The sequence below is a fragment of the Leucobacter komagatae genome (assembly GCF_000834055.1).
GTDB lineage: Bacteria > Actinomycetota > Actinomycetes > Actinomycetales > Microbacteriaceae > Leucobacter > Leucobacter komagatae_A.
In genome coordinates this window covers 23,886-46,314 of the sequence record NZ_JXSQ01000025.1, presented here as the reverse complement: position 1 = coordinate 46,314, position 22,429 = coordinate 23,886, and the positions used below count along the sequence as shown (strand labels likewise).

Annotated in this window: 16 protein-coding genes; 6 read left to right on the top strand and 10 right to left on the bottom strand. The window is 65.4% G+C overall.

The genetic code is table 11. From position 1 onward, the window contains the following. From SD72_RS18045 to SD72_RS13870, 4 genes are all read left to right on the top strand, one after another. Positions 1–631, top strand: a 631-nt coding sequence (locus tag SD72_RS18045; protein WP_198141978.1) for a hypothetical protein, incomplete at its 5' end; no start/stop codon positions are given. Between the two features lie 134 nt (positions 632–765). After that, a complete protein-coding gene (locus SD72_RS13880) occupies positions 766–2,361 on the top strand; it encodes an AAA family ATPase (protein ID WP_042545055.1) in 1,596 nt (531 codons plus the stop codon). A gap of 85 nt (positions 2,362–2,446) precedes the next feature. Continuing rightward, positions 2,447–3,181 carry a hypothetical protein gene (locus SD72_RS17800; RefSeq protein WP_157000601.1) on the top strand — a complete coding sequence of 245 codons (735 nt, stop codon included), beginning with the start codon at positions 2,447–2,449 and terminating at the stop codon, positions 3,179–3,181. A gap of 1,463 nt (positions 3,182–4,644) precedes the next feature. Next, positions 4,645–5,778, top strand: coding sequence for a hypothetical protein (locus SD72_RS13870; protein ID WP_042545053.1), 1,134 nt, complete (start codon positions 4,645–4,647; stop codon positions 5,776–5,778). On the opposite strand, the gene SD72_RS13865 is transcribed toward SD72_RS13870, so the two are convergent. Genes SD72_RS13865 through SD72_RS13855 form a run of 3 tightly spaced genes read right to left on the bottom strand, consistent with a single transcriptional unit; the run spans position 5,775 to position 10,075 of the window. Beyond that, positions 5,775–6,317, bottom strand: a complete 543-nt coding sequence (locus SD72_RS13865) for an HPP family protein (protein WP_157000600.1) — start codon at positions 6,315–6,317, stop codon at positions 5,775–5,777. The two genes, SD72_RS13870 and SD72_RS13865, sit on opposite strands and share 4 nt — an antisense overlap. Positions 6,318–6,326: 9 nt before the next feature. Then, positions 6,327–8,153 carry an ABC transporter ATP-binding protein gene (locus SD72_RS13860; RefSeq protein ID WP_042545051.1) on the bottom strand — a complete coding sequence of 609 codons (1,827 nt, stop codon included), beginning with the start codon at positions 8,151–8,153 and terminating at the stop codon, positions 6,327–6,329. After that, a complete protein-coding gene (locus SD72_RS13855) occupies positions 8,150–10,075 on the bottom strand; it encodes an ABC transporter ATP-binding protein (RefSeq protein WP_084767234.1) in 1,926 nt (641 codons plus the stop codon). Before SD72_RS13855 ends, SD72_RS13860 begins: the two co-directional genes overlap by 4 nt. 372 nt (positions 10,076–10,447) lie before the next feature. Here SD72_RS13855 and SD72_RS13850 point away from each other — a divergent pair, with 372 nt between their 5' ends. Continuing rightward, complete coding sequence (locus SD72_RS13850; protein ID WP_052492711.1) at positions 10,448–11,764, top strand: acyltransferase family protein; 1,317 nt, start codon at positions 10,448–10,450, stop codon at positions 11,762–11,764. On the opposite strand, the gene SD72_RS13845 is transcribed toward SD72_RS13850, so the two are convergent. The 4 genes from SD72_RS13845 to SD72_RS13830 all read right to left on the bottom strand — a co-directional run bounded on the left by SD72_RS13845 (position 11,728) and on the right by SD72_RS13830 (position 15,640). After that, a complete protein-coding gene (locus SD72_RS13845; RefSeq protein WP_042545050.1) occupies positions 11,728–12,681 on the bottom strand; it encodes a 1,4-dihydroxy-2-naphthoate polyprenyltransferase in 954 nt (317 codons plus the stop codon). The genes SD72_RS13850 and SD72_RS13845 overlap by 37 nt on opposite strands. Then, entirely contained in the window at positions 12,678–13,922 is a 1,245-nt protein-coding gene (locus SD72_RS13840) for an AMP-binding protein (protein ID WP_232299792.1), read from the bottom strand. The genes SD72_RS13845 and SD72_RS13840 overlap by 4 nt, the downstream gene beginning before the upstream one ends. A 73-nt stretch (positions 13,923–13,995) precedes the next feature. Then, on the bottom strand, positions 13,996–14,910 hold the full coding sequence (locus SD72_RS13835) for a 1,4-dihydroxy-2-naphthoyl-CoA synthase (RefSeq protein WP_042545049.1): 915 nt from the start codon (positions 14,908–14,910) through the stop codon (positions 13,996–13,998). Between the two features lie 13 nt (positions 14,911–14,923). After that, positions 14,924–15,640, bottom strand: a complete 717-nt coding sequence (locus tag SD72_RS13830; protein ID WP_042545065.1) for a VIT1/CCC1 transporter family protein — start codon at positions 15,638–15,640, stop codon at positions 14,924–14,926. A gap of 215 nt (positions 15,641–15,855) precedes the next feature. Here SD72_RS13830 and SD72_RS13825 point away from each other — a divergent pair, with 215 nt between their 5' ends. Continuing rightward, positions 15,856–16,881 (top strand): o-succinylbenzoate synthase, encoded by a 1,026-nt coding sequence (locus SD72_RS13825; protein ID WP_042545048.1) that lies wholly within the window; start codon positions 15,856–15,858, stop codon positions 16,879–16,881. Here the strand turns inward: SD72_RS13825 and SD72_RS13820 are convergent. Genes SD72_RS13820 through SD72_RS13810 form a run of 3 tightly spaced genes read right to left on the bottom strand, consistent with a single transcriptional unit; the run spans position 16,878 to position 22,373 of the window. After that, on the bottom strand, positions 16,878–18,638 hold the full coding sequence (locus tag SD72_RS13820) for an AMP-binding protein (RefSeq protein WP_042545047.1): 1,761 nt from the start codon (positions 18,636–18,638) through the stop codon (positions 16,878–16,880). The genes SD72_RS13825 and SD72_RS13820 overlap by 4 nt on opposite strands. Positions 18,639–18,690: 52 nt before the next feature. Further along, positions 18,691–21,804: a DUF2207 domain-containing protein gene (locus SD72_RS13815; RefSeq protein WP_042545046.1), complete on the bottom strand. Its 3,114-nt coding sequence runs from the start codon at positions 21,802–21,804 to the stop codon at positions 18,691–18,693. Continuing rightward, positions 21,801–22,373, bottom strand: coding sequence for an adenine phosphoribosyltransferase (locus tag SD72_RS13810; RefSeq protein WP_042545045.1), 573 nt, complete (start codon positions 22,371–22,373; stop codon positions 21,801–21,803). The genes SD72_RS13815 and SD72_RS13810 overlap by 4 nt, the downstream gene beginning before the upstream one ends. Positions 22,374–22,429 lie beyond the last annotated feature (56 nt).

Genomic DNA, 22,429 nt, shown 5'->3' with positions numbered 1-22,429 from the left:
TGATATCAACCCTGGGGAGGAATGGGTCGACAGGATCGAAAAGGAACTTCGAACGACCCATGCGGGTGTCATATTTTTGGTGCCCGGGTTTGAAAGCAGCACCTTCTGCGATCAAGAAGTAGGCTGGATGCGCGGCAGGAGCATCCCCTTACACACTCTCAAGTATCAGACGGCATCACCGTATGGATTCTTCGGCAGACGACAAGCGCAGCATGTTCCGGACGAGTGGAAGGCAAGCGACGTCGCAACTAACCTCGTCACCTGGCTTTCGCTCCAAAGTGAAATTGCTGAAAGCTTCGCGACGTCTCTTGCCCTCTCGCTTCAGAGCGCAACTAGTTTCGACGCGGCGAACAAGCGCTTTGGTTTCATCGAGCACCGCAGAGATTTGACCGCCGCGCAAACCGCCGCAGTTGCAGTTGCTGCGCGAGATAATAATCAAGTCGCCAATGCTGAGTACCGCCCCAAAGGACAGAGTAGCGGGGAGGGATTAGCACACCGAATACTCCGCTTCCTCAAGGATCAACCAGGGTTTCCCGCAAATGCCGAGTTAATTTCGGAGGTCGCCGAGGCAAACAACATCAATGATTTGGGTCTAATCGTTGACGAAAGGGACGTTGACACACCATTTTAATGAAACTCCCAGCTCGACTTCCGCAGGGCAGTGAGCTTGCAGAGCGCAGTCAACCGGCTAGAGAAACAGATTCTATAGCCGAGGACTAGGCTAGGCCTAAGCCAGTGAACAGTGCAGCAACGGGGAGCGGTTTCATGCGAATTCAAGTACGAAAAGACCTGAGCAACCCGAAAGGTACCCTCGGACTCTTGGTACTTATGCCTGTCGAATGGAACGACTGGTGGGACTTCAAGAACCTCTACATCGCCCAGTATTTTGCACTCGACGGTCGGGAAGTGAAGCTTGGCCATGTCAAGATACAAGATCCAACCGGAAAGCCGCAAACAGATTTGACTCACCCCTTGAAAGGTGATTATTCCGCGAAGGCGCTCCCAAGTGCACTCGTCTCGCTCGGACAGACAGACAATTACTATGAGGCTTTAGCGGGACTCCCGGAGCACGAACGCACCGAGTTCTGCCAAGCACTTAGGGACGCAGTTTTCGACCCCTCTCGACTGGTCGCGAATAGAACCAAGTCGGCGGTGCGCCGATCTCTTCTCCGAGCAGTCTCGCTTTCCTCGGTCCAAGGAGAGTACAGACGAATTCTGCATAACGAGGGGGGTGCCAGCTTCTACAGGATTAAATACAATCAGAATGAATTCGCAACAGAGTTCCTAGTAGATCCGGACTTGAAGCCCCGCACCAATCTTCACACCGTTATCGGCAGGAACGGGGTCGGAAAGACTACGTTACTTCGCAATATCACGAGATTGCTTGCCACAGGAGACAAAAGCGACCCGCAGCAAAGCCTCCAAGTCTTCGATGGAGATGGGAAGTCCGAGGACGTACTGGCTGGAGTTCTCTATGTTTCCTGGAGCGCGTTCGATCACTTTGACGCAGACAAAGACTGGAAGTTTGAGAGCGGGATTTCTTACAGCAAGGTCGGTCTGAGCGGAATCAAACAATCGACCCCCGATGGGCAACTCATTCGCCCACCTGTTATTGGTATGGGCCAGAGCAAAAGCCAACTCGTTGAGAACTCTGAGCACGAAGCACCGGTCGACTCCTTTATACGGTCCTTCCTATTGGTCATCGAGCGACAGCGAGTTCAGCTTTGGAAGGAAGCACTCGCCGCCTTAGAGAGTGACCCAGTGTTCCGGAGACTGAGAATCCTCCGCGAGCTCGACGCCATACTAGACGACGTCAGTGAAAGCGAAGAGAACCAAATACCCCGCGAGGCACTCTCAACTGCGTTTCATCGGCTGAGTGACGGGCACAAGGTAGTTCTTCTGACCATTACATACATTGCGGCGACGCTTGCCGAACGGAGCCTTGTGGTCCTCGACGAGCCCGAGGCCCACCTACACCCCCCTCTCCTGGGATCGCTAATGAGAAGTTTGAACGAGCTACTTATCAAGAAAAATGCTGTCGCGATTGTGGCGACGCACTCTCCCGTTGTGCTCCAGGAGGTTCCGCGAACCAACGTCAAGAAGCTCCTCCGTGGGCGAAAGGGGTTGCAGGCTTCTGCTCCAAGCATTGAAACATTTGGCGAAGACACGGGTGCCTTGACGTACGATGTATTCGGCTTGGAAGTATCAGAAAGCGGCTTTTACAAGACGCTAAATGAGCTGGCGTCACGGTTCGAGAGCTTTGATGAGGCCTTAGAAGAGCTGGGAGGACATCTCGGGGTCATGGGGCGCTCAGTATTGCGCTCACTCATCGCCGCTAATCATCCTGATGAAGAGGCCTAAGTCTTCAATGCTCAACTATCCGGCTCCGTTGCATCGCAATGCCAAGGTGTTTGACCTCCTCTACTCACACAGAAAGACGAGGGTAGTGCAGCTAACACCTCTGCTGCGCGCGCTTCACGAGGCGGAGAAGGAGTATCGTCTACACTGCGGACAAGGACAGTTCACTTACGCAACGTCTGTAAAAACCCCAGTCGCGCTCGCCAACGGAGAGATGACTGCTTTGTACAACGAGCATTTGCGGGGCAAAAATGGACGGGAATTCTACGATGAGGTTATCAATGACGATCAAGGATTGCCCAAGCTCTGTTCTTACTGCGGTGAACGAGCGGCTGAGCAGGCCGACCACTACAAGGAAAAATCCAAGTATCCATTGCTTGCGGTCTTCCCGGCGAATCTGGTTCCTTCGTGCGGAGCGTGCAATTGGAATCTGCGTGGCGCGAAAAACAAGTTTCACCCCTATTTTGATGATATCGGAAGCAGCAAATGGCTCACAGCCGAGATAATCTGGGATGGCTCATTCAATCCTCCGGGACTCAGATTCTTCGTTCCAGCAGATTTCGTTGGTGACACAGCACTCGCCAAACGAGTCTCAGACACTTTCAAGGATGCAAAGCTGTCGAGACGCTGGTCTTCTGAAATCTCGAGAATGGTCGCCCAAGCACATCGATATTTCCTCAGCACGACCTCGATTCGTGCACGCGAGAATCACTTGGAGGATATGCGCACATCACATCTCGAGACCCCGGCGGGCCCCCATCAGGCAGTCATTGATGCAATGCTCTGCTCCGCCTGGATCCAAGATCTCCCTGCGAGTCTCTAATTGCATAGATCGTCCCACAAGCCACCATCGCAGAGAGCGCCTCACCACTCCTGAAAGGCGTGGGCCTGAGCAACTTTCTTACTACCCAAGAACCTGGCAGCTCCCGAAGGCGGTTGAAATCCGACTTCCGGTCGCCTCTTAACAAGAAGGCAAAGCTGATGTCCCCATTGCGTGCCGCACTTACGCCCGGCGAATGTAAAGACCGTGAATGTGGAAGACCCAGGTCTGCCTACTGTGGCTCATCACCTTTCAGCGCCCCAACCCCACAGATGTCGCGAGGCCTGGGATGCGTCTGCCCTACCTGATCCGTGACCGGCGACAACAAAGCGACACAGAACTCCACGAAGCCGCAACGGCGCTGCTGGAGGGGGTGGAAGCTTTGCTCGTGCAGACAATACCCTCTCGCGCACGACTCCTGGACAAAGCCTGACACCAGGGGTTGAGAGTGTTGCGCTTGATTGGTTCTTCCAATGGCTTGGGGGAAACGTTGAGTCCGTAGGCTTCTCCCCAAGTTTTCGGGAAGTGAAGTACGCCCGATCCCCTTGTACTGCCTGAAACAGTTCAATAGGGCTGACCGCGCATGACTCAACAACCCGTGCGGTAGTACTCCTCCGTGGCTCAGAACGGCGTCACTCAGCAGGATGTACTTTTGCTACTTGTGGAGTCTGCTCGAGCGCTGCCATGCATTGATTCAATCCACAATCATCGAACGTCGCACCTTCGAGTGCCTGCGATGAGGTGTCCAAGGCGGGACTAAACATGAAAGCTACCGCAACCGTTTCAAACCCGGTACCCCGCAATGAGAGAAGTATCACGAGTCCGTAAAACTCCGTCAAGGTTATTGCTGCCCTGGAGGTCCTTTCGACATAGATCACATCGCGTGTATGACTTGAGTGAGTACATCGTTCAACGCGGGCCTGGCCTGTTCGTTCGGGGTTCCGTAGTCGCAGAACAACGTTGCGGTCCCTAACTTCTCCGCCTGTAACTCAGGGGTAGTTTCAGCGTGGTCTACGAACATGTATCCGTACACTTCATTCGACATCATGACGGCCCTCCTCAGGCTATAGAGTGGCAGCGTTGTGCTGCCAACCTTGAACTACGAATCGGCGCAGGCTTCATAACCCTTAGTACCTCTGCTTGGTGACGAGATGGGTTTCGGGGAGTGCCCGCGAGGTGCCCACAATCGGCATAGTTGTGCTTTCCAGGCCTCATACGCACAGCATGAACCGCATGATCAAGCCGAAGTCAGCGATACCCCGACACTGCTAATGAAGGGTTCTTGTTAAAGGGAACCGGGGGTTCAAATCCCCCCGTCTCCGCCATAGACAGGTAACTAAAGAGCCCCACTCCTCGGAGTGGGGCTCTTTGCTTTTGCTGTGCGTCCCGTGAGAAGAAGTGCCAGCTCTCGACGGGCCTCTGGCCCGTGCGGTAGCGTGGGCAACTCGCAAGGCAAAGGGGGAACCGTGCGCACAGCTGCTGCAGTGGCCGCCGCCCTCGCTGCCACGATCACCGGCGGTGTGCTCACGCTTGGGGCATCACCCGCAAGCGCGGAACACCCCAACACCGTCTGCTCCTACTGGGATCACACTGGCGACAGGCACGTGCAGGTCGACTGGATGGCTGGCCGGAGTTTCAGGGTCGCCATCACCGACCTCACGATGCAAGCGGAGGTTGCCGAAGCGGGCGACGCGTACCTGGCTCTCCCCCTAGACCCAGACTTGCGCCTCAGCGCGAACACCGTGCGGCTCGGCGCGCACGTTACCGCCTCGGATATTTCGTCGTCGCAGGGCGTAGCCGCCACCGGGTTGGGCGGCGATGGGCAGCGGATCGACAACTACCTGCGGCTCCCCGCTGCGCCGTGGGAGAGCGCAACCCTCACGGGCCCCAAGATCGTGTGGCTGCACGACGTAGACGCCCGCAGTGACGGCAACGGCGTGCAGACTCGGCCGAGCGAGCACGCCTCGGCCTCCGAGCGCGCTGCCGACTCAGCCGGCGTTCTCGACTTCACGGTGACGATACCCGACGACGTGGACGGGGATGTCTCGCTGTTTGACGAGATGAACGCCACGCGCACCGCGGGAGTCCTGTCGGCCGAGACGGACACCTGGACGGCGGGGCAGCCGCAGACGAGCACGCTCCCAGGCTGCGCAGTCACCGTGGAGGCCGCGATCGCTCCTGAGTCGCCGGAGACGCCCTCAGATGCGGGAGCGCCCACCGTCTCTCCCCCGCCAACCGCGAAGCAGAACCAGCCAGGAGAAGACCCAGCTGCGCAAGCGCGGCCAGGCAGCTCCGGCGAGAACTCGCCCGGTGATACTCGTCCCCCAGCTCACAACCCACCGCGCGCGAGCGGCGAGGCCCCCCGCGCGGATACCGACACACGCAGCAGCGACGGCGACAGTGCCTCGCGTGGCGGAAACCGAGACGTGGCTGCGGCAGGCGGTGAAAACTCCGCCCCCTGGCTCATCGCGGCGGGCACGCTCGCGGCGCTCGGGCTCGCAGCCTCACTCGCGGCATGGCTACGCGCACGCTCGCGGCGCGCGGCCGTTGATCGCGACGATCCAGGCGTCACCACCGGCGCGGACGGCGACAACCGCTAGCGGATCGCCGAGCGGTGCGGGTAGGTTCCGCCGGTGAAGCGATGCCAGAGCATAGCCGCACCCACGATGATGATCGAACTCACGAGAACGGGCGCCAACAGGTAGCTCCAGCCAGCCCCGGTGACGCAAACGACGACCGCGTTCGCGACCGCCGGCGGGTGCAGCACCCGAAGCGCGAGCATCGCGACGACCGAGAGGGCCGCGGCCAGCGCACCGGCGAGCGCAGATGCGAGCTCCCCGTCCCACCAGCCGGTGTGTGGGATCGCCCCAATCCCGAGCCCTACCGCTGCGGACACCAGGTGGCCGCCGACCACCGCGGTCGGCTGCGACACCGGGGCCTCCGGCAGTGCGAACACGAGCAGGCAGCTCGGTGCGAAGCCGAGAAACAGCAGCGTGAGGTCCATCGACGTGCCGAGCGCCCCGAGGAGCGCGACCGCGCCGCCAGTGCCGAGAGCGGCGAGCGCGATCCTGCGCCACGGCAGGCGGGGCTGCGTGCTCGTTACGAGGGCACGCAACGCCCCAGCCCACCGTTTTCGCACGGTCCCACTCTACGCCAGCGAGTCCTCCCAGGCCGCGTGGAGCCCCGCGAAGCGCCCGCCAAGGGCGATGAGCTCGCCAGGCGACCCGTCCTCGACTACGCGCCCGTGCTCCATGACGAGCACGCGATCTGCAATCGCGACCGTCGACAGTCTGTGCGCGATGATGATCGCCGTGCGGTCAGCGAGGAGCGTCTGCAGCGCGTCCTGCACGAGCCGCTCGCTCGGGAGGTCGAGCGAAGCTGTCGCCTCATCAAGGATGAGCACGGCGGGATCAGCGAGGAACGCGCGCGCGAAGGAAACGAGCTGCCGCTGCCCGGCTGACACGCGGCCGCCGCGCTTGTTCACATCGGTGTCGTATCCGTCTGGCAGCGCCGAGATGAACTCGTCTGCGCCGACGGCGATGGCAGCCGCGCGGATCTGCTCGGGCGTCGCGTCGGGCTTGCCGAGCGCGATGTTCTCCGCGACGGTGCCACTGAAGAGGTACGCCTCCTGCGTCACCATGACGATCGCGCGTCGCATGTCGGCGGGGTCGAGCTCGCGCAGGTCGATGCCGTCGAGCGTGAGCCTGCCCTCCGTCGGGTCGTAGAACCGGGCGACGAGCTTCGCGAGCGTCGACTTGCCGGCACCGGTCGTGCCGACGAGCGCGATCGTCTGCCCAGACGGGATCGCGAGGTTGCAGTCGTCGAGCACCACCCTCGGGTCGTCAGCGCCGCCGTAGCGGAAGCTCACGTCGTCGAAGCGCAACGCGCCGCGCGCTACTGGTAGGGCGACGGGGTGCTCGGGATCCTGCACCGTTGGCTCCTCCTCGAGCACACCCGAGACCTTCTCGAGGGCCGCGACCGCCGACTGGTACGAGTTGAGGAACATCGCGACCTCTTCGAGCGGGCCGAAGAAGTTGCGCACGTAGAGCACGGCGGCCAGCAGCGCGCCGACCGCGAGCGCGTTGTCCGTGACGCGGAAGGCACCCCAAAGCAGCACGAGTGCGACCGTGATGTTGCCGAGCAGCACGAGGCCGGGATCGAGCACGCCGAAGAGGTTCACGACGCGCAGGTTCGCGCGCCGGTAGTCGTCAGACACCTTCGCGAACGTCTTGTCATTGCGCTTCTCGCGGCGGAACGCCTGCACCGCACGAATGCCGGTCATCGTTTCGACGAACTGCACGATGAGCCGCGCGCTCACCGTGCGGGTCGCGCGGAAGCCCTTCTGCGACTCGATGACGAACCACCACATGAGCAGCGTCAGCGGGATGCCCATGCAGACGAGCAGCACGCCGCTGCGCCAGTCGATGAGGAATAGCGCGATGAGCGTGAACGTTCCGAGCAGCACGGCGTCGATGAGCTCCGAGAGGCTGCCCGAGAGCAGCTCCTGGATCGACTCAAGGTCGCTCGTCTGCCGCGAGATGATGCGGCCAGACGTGTAGCCCTCGTGGAACTCGAGGCTCAGGCGCTGCGTGTGCCGGAAGATGCGCGTGCGCAGCTCGATCATCACGGCCTGGGTGAGCTTCGCGATGAGCACGACGTACCAGCCGACGAGGGCCGCGCCACCGCCGCCAATCGCGAGGTAGGCGAGAGAGATCCCGATCGTCGGCCCCCAGTCGCCGTCCTCGACCGCGCGCGGCAGCGCCTCGTCGATGCCGAAAGCGATGAGTGTCGGCCCGACCGCGCGGAACACCGCCGAGAGGATCACGACGCCCGCGGTGAGAATAATCAGCGCACGGAGCGGGCTGAGCAGCGAGCCGAGCAGCCTGAGCGAGCGCTGCCTGATGGCACGGCTCTCCTCGCGCGTGTAGTTGCTACGGTCTTCGCCGCGGGTGCCGCGGACAGTTTCGGGGCTCATCGTGCCACCTCCTCGGTGCCGGTTGAGCCGGCTGAGCCGGTCGTGTCGTCTGGTTCGGACATGGGCGTGTCATCGTGCGGGGGTGACGCGTCGCCTGCCACTGGTTCTGCAACGGCTGCGTCCACTGCGGGAGCTTCCTCACCCGCCTCAAGCGAGGAAATGAGGTAGCGGTAGTGGTCGCTCGTGCGGAGCAGCTCGCTGTGCGTGCCGACCGCGGTGACGCGGCCGCGCTCCATCACTGCCACGCGATCCGCCATCGAGACGGTCGAAGGCCGGTGGGCGACGATGAGTGCGGTCGTCGTCGCGAGCACGCGCCTGAGCGCCGCTTCGACAAGCGCCTCCGTGTCGACATCGAGCGCTGAGAGCGGGTCGTCGAGCACGAGGACGTCAGGCCCAGCTGCGACGACGCGCGCGAGCGCGAGCCGCTGCCGCTGGCCGCCGGACAGGCTCATGCCCTCCTCGCCGACCTCGGTGTCGATGCCGTTGGGAAGGTCGAAGACGAAGCCAGCCTGCGCGACGTCGAGCGCCTCGCGGAGCACGCGATCGGCCTCTGGCCCCTCGGGGTCGAGGTCCTCGCGGCCGAGCAGCACGTTCTCGCGCACGCTCGCCGAGAAGAGGATCGGATCCTCAAACGCGACGCCGATGCGCCCGCGGAGCTCCTCGAGCGTGAGGTCGCGCACGTCGACCCCGTCGAGCTCGACCGCGCCTGCGGTGACGTCGTAGAGCCTTGTCGGGAGCGCGGTGAGGGTCGTCTTGCCCGAGCCCGTCGCGCCGACGAGTGCCATGGTCTCCCCTGGCCTGAGCACGAGGTCGAGGCCGTCGACGAGGTCGCGCTCGTGGTCGCGCGCGTCGGCGAAGCGGAAGTGGACATCGCGGAACGCGAGCTCGCCACGGGGCTGCTCGACCGTGCGCGGATGCTCGGGGTCGGCGATCGTGATCTCCGCGTCGAACACCTCGAACACGCGGTCGGTCGCGGTGCGGGCGTCGATGAGGAAGGAGAACAGGAAGCCGAGCGAGTTCATCGGCCAGCGAACAGCGGCCGCGAGCGCGAAGAAGCCGAAGAGCTCACCAACGGTGAGCTGGCCCATGGAGGCGAGCACGATGCCGGTGAACAGGCACGCGCCGAGCGCGAGGAACGGCACGAGGTCGTACCAGAACCAGATGAGGCCAACCTCGCGGGCCTTGTGCATCTCGGTGCCGCGCAGCGACTCGGCCTGCTTGCGGAACTGGTCGAGGGAGTGCCCGCCGCGGCCGAAGGCCTTGAGCACGCGGATGCCGTGCACGCTCTCCTCAACGGCCGTCGCGAGGTCGCCCGACTGGTCCTGGCTCTTGCGCGAAAGCGCGCCGTACTTCTGCTCGAAGCGGTAGCCAACGATCCAGATCGGCAGGGAGCAGATGAAGAAGACGGTTCCGAGCGCCCAGTGCCAGCGGAACAGTAGGCCGATACCGATGAGCATCGTGAGCACGTTCACGACGAGCATGATGAGGCCGAACGTGAGCCAGCGGCGGATCAGCCCAATGTCCTGCATCATGCGGCTGAGGAGCTGGCCCGACTGCCACCGGTCGTGGAACGCGACGGGGAGGCGCTGCAGGCGCTCGTAGAACGTCTGCCTGATCGTGAACTCGACCTCGGTCATGGGGCGGAGCACGAAGCGGCGGCGCAGGAAGATGAACAGCGCCTCTGCGACGCCGAGCCCCAGCACGGCGGCGACGCCCCACACGATCGCGGTGCGGTCGCCCGTGAGGAGCGGGCCGTCAACGACCCACTGGAGCACGATCGGGATGATGAGACTCGCAACCGAGCCGAGGAGGGCCACGAGGAGCCCCGCAAAGATCCACCACTTCGCCGGCTTCGCGAACGGGATGAGCCGAGCGAGCGCGCGAGGAAGAGACAGCTGTGCAGAAGAAGATGAAGAAGACATGGTCCCTAAGAAAGACGAGAGAAGTGCGCGAGCCGCGCGGATGCTGGGGAGAAGACGGCCGGAGACGGCCTGGATCTAGTGTCCGGTCAGCGGGCTGCCCGGAAGAGCAGCTGCTGTAAATGCGATTCTGACAATCATGAGCTGCTCCTTTCCGGGTCGTAGGGATTCCAAGAATTCACCCTATCCGTTTCCGCAGAGGGTTGGCAAGAGGAATTTTCTTGGCCGGTGCTGGCATTTCCCGCCGGCCCCTGCCCTGACAGTGAAGCGGGCGGCACCAAGCTAGTCCTCGGGTAGGGGGGTCGATTCGCTCCACAAGGTGACGCCGCCGCGCACACCTTGGCGAGAGGCTTGGGCTCTCATCGGAAGGAACCTATGTCGCTCATCAGCACTCCCCCCGCCCCACGTGCGTCGTCGCACGGCCGCACCCCACCCGGCGCGGGCGGCGGCAGGGACGCCGCCGTCGACCTCATTCGTGCGGCGTGCCTCGTCGCGGTGGTGGTGGTGCACGCGCTCATGGTGGGGGTGAGCGTGCAGGGCGGCGAGCCCGTGCTGGAGAACGCGCTCGAACCGTGGGACGGGTTCACAAGCTTTTCGTGGTTCGCGCAGATGATGCCGCTCTTTTTCATCGCGGGTGGCTTCGCGGCGGCAACCCACTACAAGCGGTTGCGGCTGCGTGGGGTGACTGCGGCGGGCTATGTCGCGTCACGCATGGGGAGGCTCCTACCCATTCCGCTGCTCGCGGCGGGTGCTACGGCAGCCATCCTTGCGGCGCTTGCGCTGCTCGGCGTCGACCCGACGATCGTTGCGACTGCTGGATGGCGCATCAGCCAACCCCTGTGGTTCCTCGGCGTGTACGTGCTGTGCTCGGCCCTGGTCCCCGCGATGGTTGCCATGCACGACCGCGCGCCACGGGCAACGCTTGTCGCCCTCGGCGCGGCTATCCTCACCGTCGACGGCCTCCGTCTCGTGACAGGGGTGGAGCCGATCGGGTTCGCGAACCTGCTCTTCGTGTGGCTGTTCGTGCAGCAGCTGGGGCTGTGGCTCGCAGACGGCGCTGCACCCGGCGCGCGGACCGCGGTGGTCGCGCTCGCCGGCGGCGCCACCTGGATCGCGATCGGAGCTTCCCCTGCGAACCTCTTCGAGGCGCTGAACCCGCCGACCGCTGTGCTCGCGCTGCTCGGCGTCGCGCAATACGCCGTGTTCGCTGCGCTGCGACCGTGGCTGACGCTGCTCGCCGATGTCCCAGCTGTGCGGCGCGCGGCCGACGCCATCAACCTGCGGGCAATGACCATCTATTCCTGGCACATGCCAGCGACCGTGCTCCTCGCCGGCGGTGTGCTCGTAGCCACGCAGCTGCTTGGCGGCCAGCTGCCGCTGCCGCTCAGCGACGCATGGTGGCTGTCGCGGCCAGCGTGGTTCGTCGGCGTCGCGGGTGTCGTCGCTGTGACCGTGGTCGTGGCTGGGCGGCTTGAGCGCAGAGCACTCGCGCGCGTGCGCATTGTCACCAGGCCGACGCCGTTGCGCGCAGCGGCCGCCGCGCTTGTCGCCGCCGCTGGCGTGCTCGTTATCCTCGCTGGAGCCGGCGCGCTCGCGGCGTGGCTCTGCGGCGCAGCGCTGCTAGCTGGCGCGCTGCTGCTCTGCAGCGACCGCGGTCAGAAGGCGAATGCCGCTCCGAGCAGCACGCCGTAGCCGAGGGCTGCGAAACTCGTGAGCTGCAGCACGAAGATGAGCTCGCGCGCCGTGCGCGCGGTCAACGTGATGATCACCGCAGGGATGACTGCGGCCAACACGAACCAGACAAGCAACATGCCCGAGTACACCCAGCCGTAGAGAAGCGGAACGCCGAACGGCAGCACCATGCACACGACATAGAGCACCCGTGTCCACCGCTCCCCGATCCGCACCGCAAGCGTGTGCTTCCCTGCCGCGCGATCGGTTGGGATGTCGCGCAGGTTGTTGACGAGCAGCACCGCGACAGCGAAGAACCCGATACCGGCTCCGGCGAACCACATCTCCTGATTCGCGATCTCGGTCTGCAACCATACGGTTCCGACCGTCGCCACCATGCCGAAGAACACAAACACGACGACTTCGCCGAGCCCCGCATAACCATACGGGCGTTTGCCTCCGGTGTAGAACCACGCGGCGACGATCGCGATCACGCCGACGGCGATGAACCACCACCGCTCGCTCAGAATGACCGCGACAAGACCAGCGACGGCGGCGAGACCGAAGAACACCATCGCAGTGATGAATACCCGCTTCGGGTTCACCCGCCCTGAACCGGTGAGCCGCGCTGGGCCAACCCTGAACGCGTCGGTGCCGCGAATGCCATCGGAGTAGTCGTTCGCGTAGTTCACCCCGATCTGCAAGAACAGTGCCACCGCGAGCGCGAGCAGCGACAGCGTCAGCGAGAACTCGTGCAGCATGTGGGCGATGCCCGCACCGGCGGCGACAGGCGCGATCGCCAGCGGCAGCGTGCGGAGCCGCGCGCCGGACACCCAGTCGCGCCACGTCACGCGAGCGGTTGCGCCCGCTGAGAGCAGTTCGTCCGCGACGGCACGCTTGGCCGGGTTCCCTGACCGCTTCGGGTTCTTCGTGCTCACTCGGTGTCCCCTGTTTCGCTCTGCTGGTGTGGTGGAGGTGTCGTGTCGCTCAACCGGGCAAAGCTCGCACGCAGCGAGCCAATCCACGCCGCGACAGCAGCCAAATCTGGTTTACCCCCGGCAAGCCGTGGGAGCCGTTCTGTTTCTGTCGCCCACGCCGGAGTCGCCGCCGCGCCCAGACGCGCACGAATTCCGTCGCGCACTTCGTCGAAGCTCACGGCCCCGGGCGTCGTCTCGACAACGAGGCAGGGGCGCGAACCCCACTCCGGGTGGTCGGTGGCGAGCGCAACCGCGCTGTCCCAGCCCGGATACTCGCGTGCGACCCGCTCGATCTCATCGAGCGAAACGTTTACGCCACCCGAGATGACCACCCGGTCGAGCCTGCCGGTGACGGTGAGCATGCCGCCGAGGAGCTCGCCTGCGTCGCCGGTGCGGTACCAGCGGGTCGGTTCGCCGTCGCGGCCATGGTCGACCACGAACCGGTCAGCGGTCTGTTCGGGGTCGCCGAGGTAGCCCAGCGCGAGGACGGGCCCAGCGAGTTGCACCTCGCCACCGCGAATCCTCACGCGCGTGTCGCCCGTCTCCACCCCGTCATACACGCAGCCCCCAGCGGTCTCAGTCATCCCGTAGGAGCGGCGGAGGCTCACGCCAAGCGCGTGCGCACGGCGGCGCAATTCGAGCGAGACAGCCTGCCCGCCGACGAGTACAGCGTCGAAGCGTGTGAGCTCGGCTGCGGCATCCGCGTCGCGCTCGGCAAGATCGAGCAGCCTGGCCAGCTGAACGGGTACGAGAGAAACGTATCGGCGCTCGTGTTCCAGCTGCCGCGCTGCTTCGATGAGCGCGCTCGCGTCTGCACCGGTCGGCGCGAACACCGGATCGATCCCCGAGACGGAACTCCGCACCAACATCTGTAGGCCGGAGATGAGGTGGGTTGGGAGCGCGACGAGCCACTGCCCGTCACCCCCCAGCGCCTCCGAGGTCGCCTTAGCACTCGCCACGAGGGCTTCGCGGGAGAGCGCAACAGCCTTCGGCACTCCGCTCGACCCTGACGTGCGAACCACCACCGCTGTGCCGGCCGGCAGTTCGAGCGCCCTCGTCGCCTCAACCCCCTGGTCGTCAGGCGCGAGCCCCGCGGCGAGCGGGAGGATCGGCGCACCACCTGCGAGTGCGTCGTCAAGTGCGGCGATGAGCCAGGCGCGATCCTCAACCGGAATGGCGCGCAGAACGTGGGAGGCGGTCACACGTCAAGGGTACCGCGGTTCGCGTGGGAGGCGCCTCCGCGGCGACACGTGAGGCCGCGGAGGAGACACACGCTCAGTAGTGGTACGGGAACGGCGACCAGTCTGGATCGCGCTTCTCGAGGAACGAGTCGCGCCCCTCAACGGCCTCGTCGGTGCCGTATGCGAGGCGCGTGGTCTCGCCCGCGAACAGCTGCTGCCCCACGATACCGTCGTCGACGGCGTTCATCGCGTACTTGAGCATGCGGATCGCTGTCGGCGACTTCCCGAGGATCTCGCGAGCCCACTCGATACCGGTCGATTCGAGTTCTGCGTGCGGCACGACCTCGTTCACTGCGCCGATTTCGCGGGCGCGCTCGGCATCGTATTCGCGGGCGAGGAAGAAGATCTCGCGCGCGTTCTTCTGCCCGACCTGCTTCGCGAAGTAGGCGCTGCCGTAGCCCGCGTCGAAGGAGCCGACGTCGGCGTCGGTCTGCTTAAACTTCGCGTGCTCGCGGCTTGCGATCGTCAGGTCGCAGACCACGTTGAGCGAGTGCCCGCCGCCTGCGGCCCAGCCGGGAACGAGCGCGATGACGACCTTCGGCATGAAGCGGATGAGCCGCTGCACCTCGAGGATGTGCAGGCGGCCCGCACGCGCGAGCGCCTCCGGCCCGACCGCCGTCTCCGACTCCGAGTACTTGTAGCCGTCGCGGCCACGGATGCGCTGGTCGCCGCCTGAGCAGAACGCCCAGCCGCCGTCTTTCGCGCTCGGCCCGTTGCCAGTGAGCAGCACGACGCCGACCTTCGGGTTCACCCGCACCCTGTCGAGCGCGTCGAAGAGCTCATCGACGGTGTGGGGGCGGAACGCGTTGCGCACCTCTGGGCGGTCGAACGCGACGCGCGCGATGCGGCCGTCGAGGCTCAGGTGGGCGGTGATGTCGGTGTAGCCCTCAGCACCAGGGGCTACCTCCCAGACGCTCGGATCAAAGATGTCAGAAACCTGCTTGGTCATGCCCCCAGCCTAGCTATCCGACGGCGACGCCGAACAGCAGCCCGATGAGGTAGGTCGCGACCATCGTCGCACTGCCCATGAGCACATTGCGGAGCACGGCCCGCGTGCGGGGTGCCTCGCCGAGTGCCGCCGAGATCCAGCCCGTGAGCACGAGCCCGACGAGCACGGCGCCGCCTGCCGCGAGCACGCGGCCCTCGCCGAGCGGCAGCAGGATCATGATGAGCGGCAGCAACCCGCCGACGGTGAACGCGATGAACGACGAGATCGCCGCCGCCCACGGGCTCGTGTACTCGTCAGGGTCGATACCGAGCTCAACCTCGGCGTGGGCAGCGAGCGCGTCGTGCGCGCTGAGCTCTTGGGCGACCTGCGTCGCGAGCGCAGCTGACACGCCCCGCCTGCGATAGAAGCCCGCGAGGCCGCGGAGCTCGACCGCTGGCTGCTCGGCAAGCGAGCGCCGCTTCTGGTCTATGAGCGCACGCTCGGTATCGCGCTGCGTGCTCACGGAGACGTACTCGCCGCCTGCCATGGAGAACGCGCCTGCAACGAGCGCTGCGACGCCGGCGGTCGCGACGGCGACCGTGTTCCCAGGGGTCGCGGCCGCGACGCCGATAACGACACCGGCGACGGAAACGATGCCGTCATTCGCCCCGAGCACACCGGCCCTGAGCCAGTTGAGCTTCTGCCCGATGCGGGCAGAGCGGGGCTCGTGCTCGCCGCCCGTTGGCTCCATGACGGGGCGCTGAGCGTGTGTGCCAGTGGACTCCCCCAGGTGCGCGGTGACGCTGCGTGTCGCTTCGAGTGTCATGAGATCGCCTTCCCCAATTCGGTGGTGTTGACCTCAGTTTGCTCCCCTTTTTCGGGCCCCGCAAGCAAGGTTAGGCTCACCTTTGCCCTGGTCAGAGCCACTTTTTTAGGCAAGCCTTACCAAAGTGAGACAATCAGATCATGGTCTCCCCCTCGCTGCGCAACACCGACACCCCACCCCTTGCGGAGCTGCTCGGAACCGCGCGCGTTGTCTCGATCCCCACCCGCACGAGGTTCCGCGGCATCACCGAACGCGAGGCGGTGATCTTCGCCGCGCCAGCCGGCGCGAGCGAGTTCTCGCCGTTCGTGGAGTACGGCGACACCGAAAGCGCACGCTGGCTCGCCGCCGCAATCGAGTTCGGGTGGGGCGAGGTGCCGCCCGGCCTGCGCGACACGATCGCCGTGAACGCGACCGTGCCAGCGGTGTCGGCGGCCGAAGTGCCAGGGGTGCTCGCACGGTTTCCCGGCTGCCGCACGGCGAAGGTGAAGGTTGCTGAGCGCGGCCAGACCCTCGCCGACGACATCGCGCGGGTGCGCGCGACCCGCGAGGCGCTCGGCGACGACGCGTTCGTTCGGGTCGACGCGAACGGCGGCTGGTCAGTCACCGAGGCCTTCGCGGCGCTGAGCGAGCTCGCTACGTTCGACCTCGACTACGCAGAACAGCCGTGTGCCACCGTGCCGGAACTTGCCGAACTCCGCACGCTTCTTGCCCGGGCTGGCATCCGCATGCGGATCGCCGCGGATGAGAGCGTGCGTAAGTCCGAGGATCCGCTCGCCGTTGCCCGAGCGGGAGCCGCTGACCTCTTGGTGGTGAAGGCGCAACCGCTCGGGGGGATCGCGCCGGCCCTGCGGATCATCACCGAGGCGCAGCTACCCGTAATCGTGTCGAGTGCGCTCGACACCTCCGTGGGGATCTCGATGGGCCTCCACCTCGCAGCCGCACTCCCAGACGGGATGCTCGCTGGCGCCTGCGGTCTCGGCACCGTCGCGCTTCTCACGGGCGATGTCGTCGACCGCCCACTCGTGCCCGAGGGCGGAGAACTGCCTGTGCGGCGCGCGACACTCGACGCCGCGGCGCTCGACCGCTTCCGCGCATCACCTGGCCGCGAGGCCTGGTGGCGCGAGCGGATCGAGCGCTGCTACGTCGAGCTCGCCGCTGGCAGCTAGGCGTCCTTGAGGTCGGGGAAGTCTTCCTCACGCCATTCGGAGGTGATGCGCTCACCGGCCGAGTGTGCGGCCTCCTCGCGGGTGCGCAGTTCCACGCGGCGAATCTTGCCCGAGGTCGTCTTCGGCAGCTCAAAGAACTCGACCCTGCGCACGCGCATGTAGGCCGGAAGTGCCTTGCGCGCGTGGACGAGGATTTCGCGCGCTGTCTCCTCAGAGGCGGCAACATGCTGCGGCAGGGAGACGTACGCCTTCGTCACGTTGAGGCGCGTGTCGTCAGGGCACCCGACCACAGCGGCCTCGGCCACGAAGTCATGCTCGAGCAGCACGCTCTCAACCTCGAACGGCGACACCTTGAAGTCGCTCGCCTTGAAAATGTCGTCGGTGCGCCCAACGAAGGTGAGTGAGCCGTTTTCGTCACGGTGGGCGACGTCGCCGGTGTGGTAGAAACCGCCGGTCATCGCCTCGGCCGTTGCTTCAGGGTTGCCGTAGTAGCCGGTCATGAGGTTCACGGGTCGCGCGGCGCCCGTGCCGCCGTCCTCCGGCGCGAGCCTGAGGCACGCCTCGCCCTCGTCGCCCTCTTCACCGGTCATCGGATCGATCAACACGATGTCGACCCCTGGCAGCGGCCTGCCCATCGCGCCGGGAACCACGGGCTCACCTGGCATGTTGCCAATCGTCGCAGTCGTCTCCGTCTGGCCGTAACCGTCGCGGAGCACGAGCCCCCAAGCATCCTCAATGCGGGAGATCACCTCGGGGTTCAGGGGTTCACCGGCAGAGACGATCTCGCGCAGCGCCGAGGGTTTCGCGCCGAGCTCGCTCTGGATGAGCATGCGCCACACCGTCGGCGGCGCACAGAAACTCGTTACGCCGACGCGATCGAGCTCCGCGATGATGCGCTCGGCCTTGAACTTCGCGTAATTCGCGACATAGACGGTCGCCCCAACGTTCCACGGGCCGAAGAAGCTCGACCAGGCGTGCTTCGCCCAGCCGGGAGCGCTGATCACCGAGTGCACATCGCCAGGACGCACACCGAGCCACGACATCGTGGTGAAGTGCCCGAGCGGGTAGCTCGTGTGCGAGTGCACCGCGATCTTTGGCAGCTTTGTCGTGCCCGAAGTGAAGTACAACAGGGCCGGGTCACCGCTCGACGTCTCCTTCTCAACGGGCGCGACGGATGCGGAGCGCGACTCCTCGAAGCGTGCCCAGTCGTACAGCGCGGCACGCTGATCCATGGTGCCCTCGTCTAGGCGCACACCGACGCCGCGGAAGTCGCCGGGGATGCCGGCGAACTTCACCGCGTCCTCCGGGCCAGCGAAGACCCACCGCACGTTGCCGCGCTCGACACGGTCAACAAGCTCCTGCGGCCCGAGTACGACCGACGTTGGGAGGATCACGACGCCGAGCTTCATCGCCGCGAGCATGATCTCCCACAGTTCGACGTGGTTGCCGAGCATGAGCATCGCGATATCGCCGCGCTTCGCCCCAATACCGCGCAGCCAGTTCGCGACCTGGTCCGAGCGCCGCTTGAGCTCGCGGAAGCTGCGTTTGTGTTCGTTCCCCGTTTCCTCCGCTATCCAGAGCGCAGTCGTGTCGTTGTCCGCTGCGATGCGGTCAAAGACATCATGGGCCCAGTTGAAGTGGTCTCCGACGTCGGGCCAGCGAAACTCGGAACGCGCGCGTTCCGGCTCACCGCTCAGGCGAAGGAGGTGGTCTCTGGCTGCAAAGAAACTGTCGCTCACACGACCAGTCTCGCTCATTTGAGGTGAAAATGTACAACACCTCACACAACGGGTCGCTTTTTGGCGACTGTTAGCTGTTGCCCTTGCGCGGAGGCGGCCCGCCGCGTACGGGCTCCGTATCGCCGCGAACGGTCGCGATCCACTGCGCCACCAGCGCGACCCACATCAGCACGGCGAGCACGATCATCACGGTGATCACGCCGGAGCTTCCTGGCATCGGCCCGATGATCCACCAGAACACGATCGACTGGGCGACAGCGAGCAGCGAAAGCGTGCCGAACGAGACGAGCACGCGCGACAATCCCAGCGTTCGCCTGCCGCGGAGCGCCGTGACGAACATGGCCCCCGCCCCGACGATGATGAGCGCCGTGAAGCCGGTGAGCAGCGAAAGCGGCGCCGCACGAGCCACGCGGTAGTCGTCTGCCGCGCCCGGGGTCACGTTCGTGAAGGTGCCGTCGGCGAAGTTCAGTACCGCCCCGAGGTCGCCGCCAAGTCCGATCTCATGCTCCCCGATGCCAGCGTTGAGTTCCTCGTTCACCGCGAAGTCCTCTGCCTCTTCGGCGGGCGCGCCATACTCAGGTGCCGGCCGCGACAGCACAGCGTCGACGTCAAGCGTGGCGCGCAGCGCTCCGTCTGCCATCCGTTCCTCGGCGCCGACGATGATCTCGGTACGGCCGTTGTCGTCGTAGACATCCTGTTTCGCGGCCCAGTCGCTCTGCCCCGTGCCGCTTTCGTACGGGATCTTCGCCGCGTCTCCGGAGTCGATCCAGCCGCCGGATTTCACCAGGTCGACAAGCTCGGGGGAGACCGTCAGTTGCACCCGGATGGGCCGCACGCTTTCGGAGCCGCCGAACGGCCTCGACAGGTCCGTGTAGAACGTGTCGTCCCAGAACCAGTGCATCGCCGTCCAGCGCAGCTGCTGGGCGGCATCAGCGCCGTCACGGACCTCGACCACCGGGCTCGCCAGCGCGTAGCGCACCTCAACGGGGAAGGTGCCGTCGAGCACCTCGCTCAGCTTCGTTGTGACCTTCGTCGTTGATGCGCCGTCGGTAGTGCTGAAGGGCACGGATGCGCCGTCGACGAGCACGGCCTCGACTTCGAGGCCGAGATCCTGCCCCTGTCGCGCACGCGGCCACTCCCGTTCGAACTGCGGCACCGAGGCCCCGCCCTGGGAGAAACCCGCCTGGATGTGCTCGGTCACCGCGAGCTTCGCCGCGCCGGAAGGGTCGCGCGTGAGCTCGGCTTCGATGCTGAACCCCTCCGTCTGCGACCAGGTGGCGCCGCGCGACTCAGACGACGGCCAGGTAAGGAACTCGTCGCTCCCGTACGGCGCTGGCTGCGTGCTCACGAGCACGATCGAGCCGGCGAACAGCGCGATCGCCGCGAGCGCCGACAGCAGCGACGGCACGGAGAGGAAGTGCTCGCCCCGCCAACCGGCGGCAAGGCCTGGCTCACCAGCCTCACGCGTCGCGTGCTCGGTGACCGCGTTCCCGGCGCGCCTTGGCGACTCGAAGAGCACAGCGTACGGGAGCAGCGGGTCGCCAACGGGGCCGCGATCAACAAGCCGTGTCGCACTCGCGAACACGTCGACGCCGCGCAGCTGTTGCTGCGCGAGCGCCCCCTTGCGGGTGAGCGGGCGCGGGCGGGCGACCGCCCACAACGTCACGGCAGCAATCACCGTCGCCGCGGCGACGAAGACGAACGGCCACCACACGACAAGCAGGATCACCTGGTGCGAGAGTTGCCTGAGCAGGCCCCACTGCAGCAGCGTCACGGCCACCGGCGCGAGCAGAAACGTGTCCCTGACATAGCTGTCTGGCACCCAGCGGAACCCCTCGGTGACGGCACCGCCCGTGTTGCCCCAACGGGAACGCCAGCGCGCGACCGTTGGGAGGTTGCCGAGCCGGCCAGCGCGCCGGCCAGCGCGCGCGAGGGCGCGCAACCACACGAGCTGTGATGCGCGGGCGGTGGGGCTCGGTTTGCGCGCAGGCGTTGGCCTGGCCTCGAACGCAGCGACAAGGTCGGCGTGCCGTGTCTTGCCGAGCAGTTCGGCGGCGAGCAGCGGGCTCAGCCCATCAGGCGGATCCTCGCGCGCCGTAAACCATGGCTCGCCTGCGGTGTCTGCCCACACGATCCACCGGGCCGCGAGCGCGAAGAGCATGAGTACGCCGAGGGCGGCGAGCGGCAGCAGCGGGCCCCACGTTTGCACCCAGAAGAGCAGCGTCTTCGGCGGTTGCGCGAATGTGCCCTCCGCGAAGGAGAACTCGACCCATACGTCGGCGTTCGGCGGTAGCGAGTCGTCGTTCTCGAAGGCGTAGCGCACCGACTCTGGCGTCTCTGCGTCTGGCGTGAGCCACACGTTCCCGGATACGAGCAGCCAGCCGACCGTCGCGTGCGGGCCGCGCACGAGCGCGTCGTCGAGTTCGCGCGGCAGCGTCACGGAGACGTCAAGCCCCTTCGTCGCCTGGGTCCAGCTGGGGGCGAAGATTGGCCACACCCACTCATCGATCGCGTCCCCGGTCGCTGTGTCGCTCGCCGGGCGGGCGAGGTGGTGCAGCTCGTAGCTCAGCGCAATCTCGCGCTCGCCCTCGAGCCGTTCGCCGCCCGGGGCTTTGAGCACAATGTCCGTCGTCGTCGGCCGCGGCGTCACGGTCACCTTCGCCGGCTCACCGTCGACCGTCGCATCGAGCAGCTCAAACTCCGCGTTGTTACCGTTGATCTCGGTCACGAGCGTGCGCAGCACCTGCTGTTCGGGACCGTTGATGAAGTTCGCGTTGAACTTCTCAGTGACGCGCGTCGAAAACGTGCCGTCGGCTTCCCGATTCACCTCGTAGTCGAACTGCGCGTCGCGCGCCACCCAGTCGACATCGTCGACATCCGCTGAGGCGAGGACGTCATCGAAGTCCATCGGCTTGTTGAGCACCGGCCCGACGAGGAGCAAGATACCGATGGCGGCAATCGCGCCCCAAAACAGGCGGATCCCCCTGCGCAGACTCTTGCCGCCGCGGGCGCGCAGAAACGCCTCGATCGTGGCGAGTACGCGAGCGAGCCACCGAAACAGCGGCGTGTGCTCCGGCTGCGGGTCGGGAATTCTGCCCGAGCGGAGTTGCTCGGGATCGGTCCCCGCCACATCGAAGATCGCGGCGGCACGCCGGCCGCGAGATGACTGCCGGCGCGCGTTCACTCGCCGCTGGTGAATACCGTGTGGAGGTGGGGATCCGCCACGACGGCCCTGCCACCCATGCCGTCGATCTCGAATAGCACCGCGGTGCCCGAAACCGTGTAGCCGAGCAACTCGAGCAGCTCGCGCGCCGCCTCGAGCGTGCCGCCAGTTGCGAGCACGTCGTCGATGAGCAGCACGCGGCTGCCGGCGGGAACATCGTTGTGCGCCTCGACCTCGGCGACGCCGTACTCGAGCTCGTAGCCGACCGAAGCTGCCGGCCTGGGAAGCTTGCCAGCCTTGCGGATCGGCAGGAGCCCGACCCCCGTCGAGTACGCCGCGGCGCTCGCCAGCAGGAAGCCGCGGGCCTCGAGACCCGCGATCACGTCGAAGGTGCCGAGGAACGGCGCGATGAGCGCGTCGACGGTTGCGCGGAGCGCGGGGCCGTCCGCGAGCAGCGGCATGATGTCGCGGAAGATGATCCCAGGGGCCGGGTAGTCGGGGATACCCAGGATGAGCTGCTCTGCTCGCAGGAGCTCCGCATTCGACTCCGTAGGCTGTGGCTTCGCGAGACGGTCGCTATCAGTGTTCATAGGCACGTGCCTTATCGTACCTGCAGCCCAGGGTGGTGCTCGCAGTCGCTCATTGC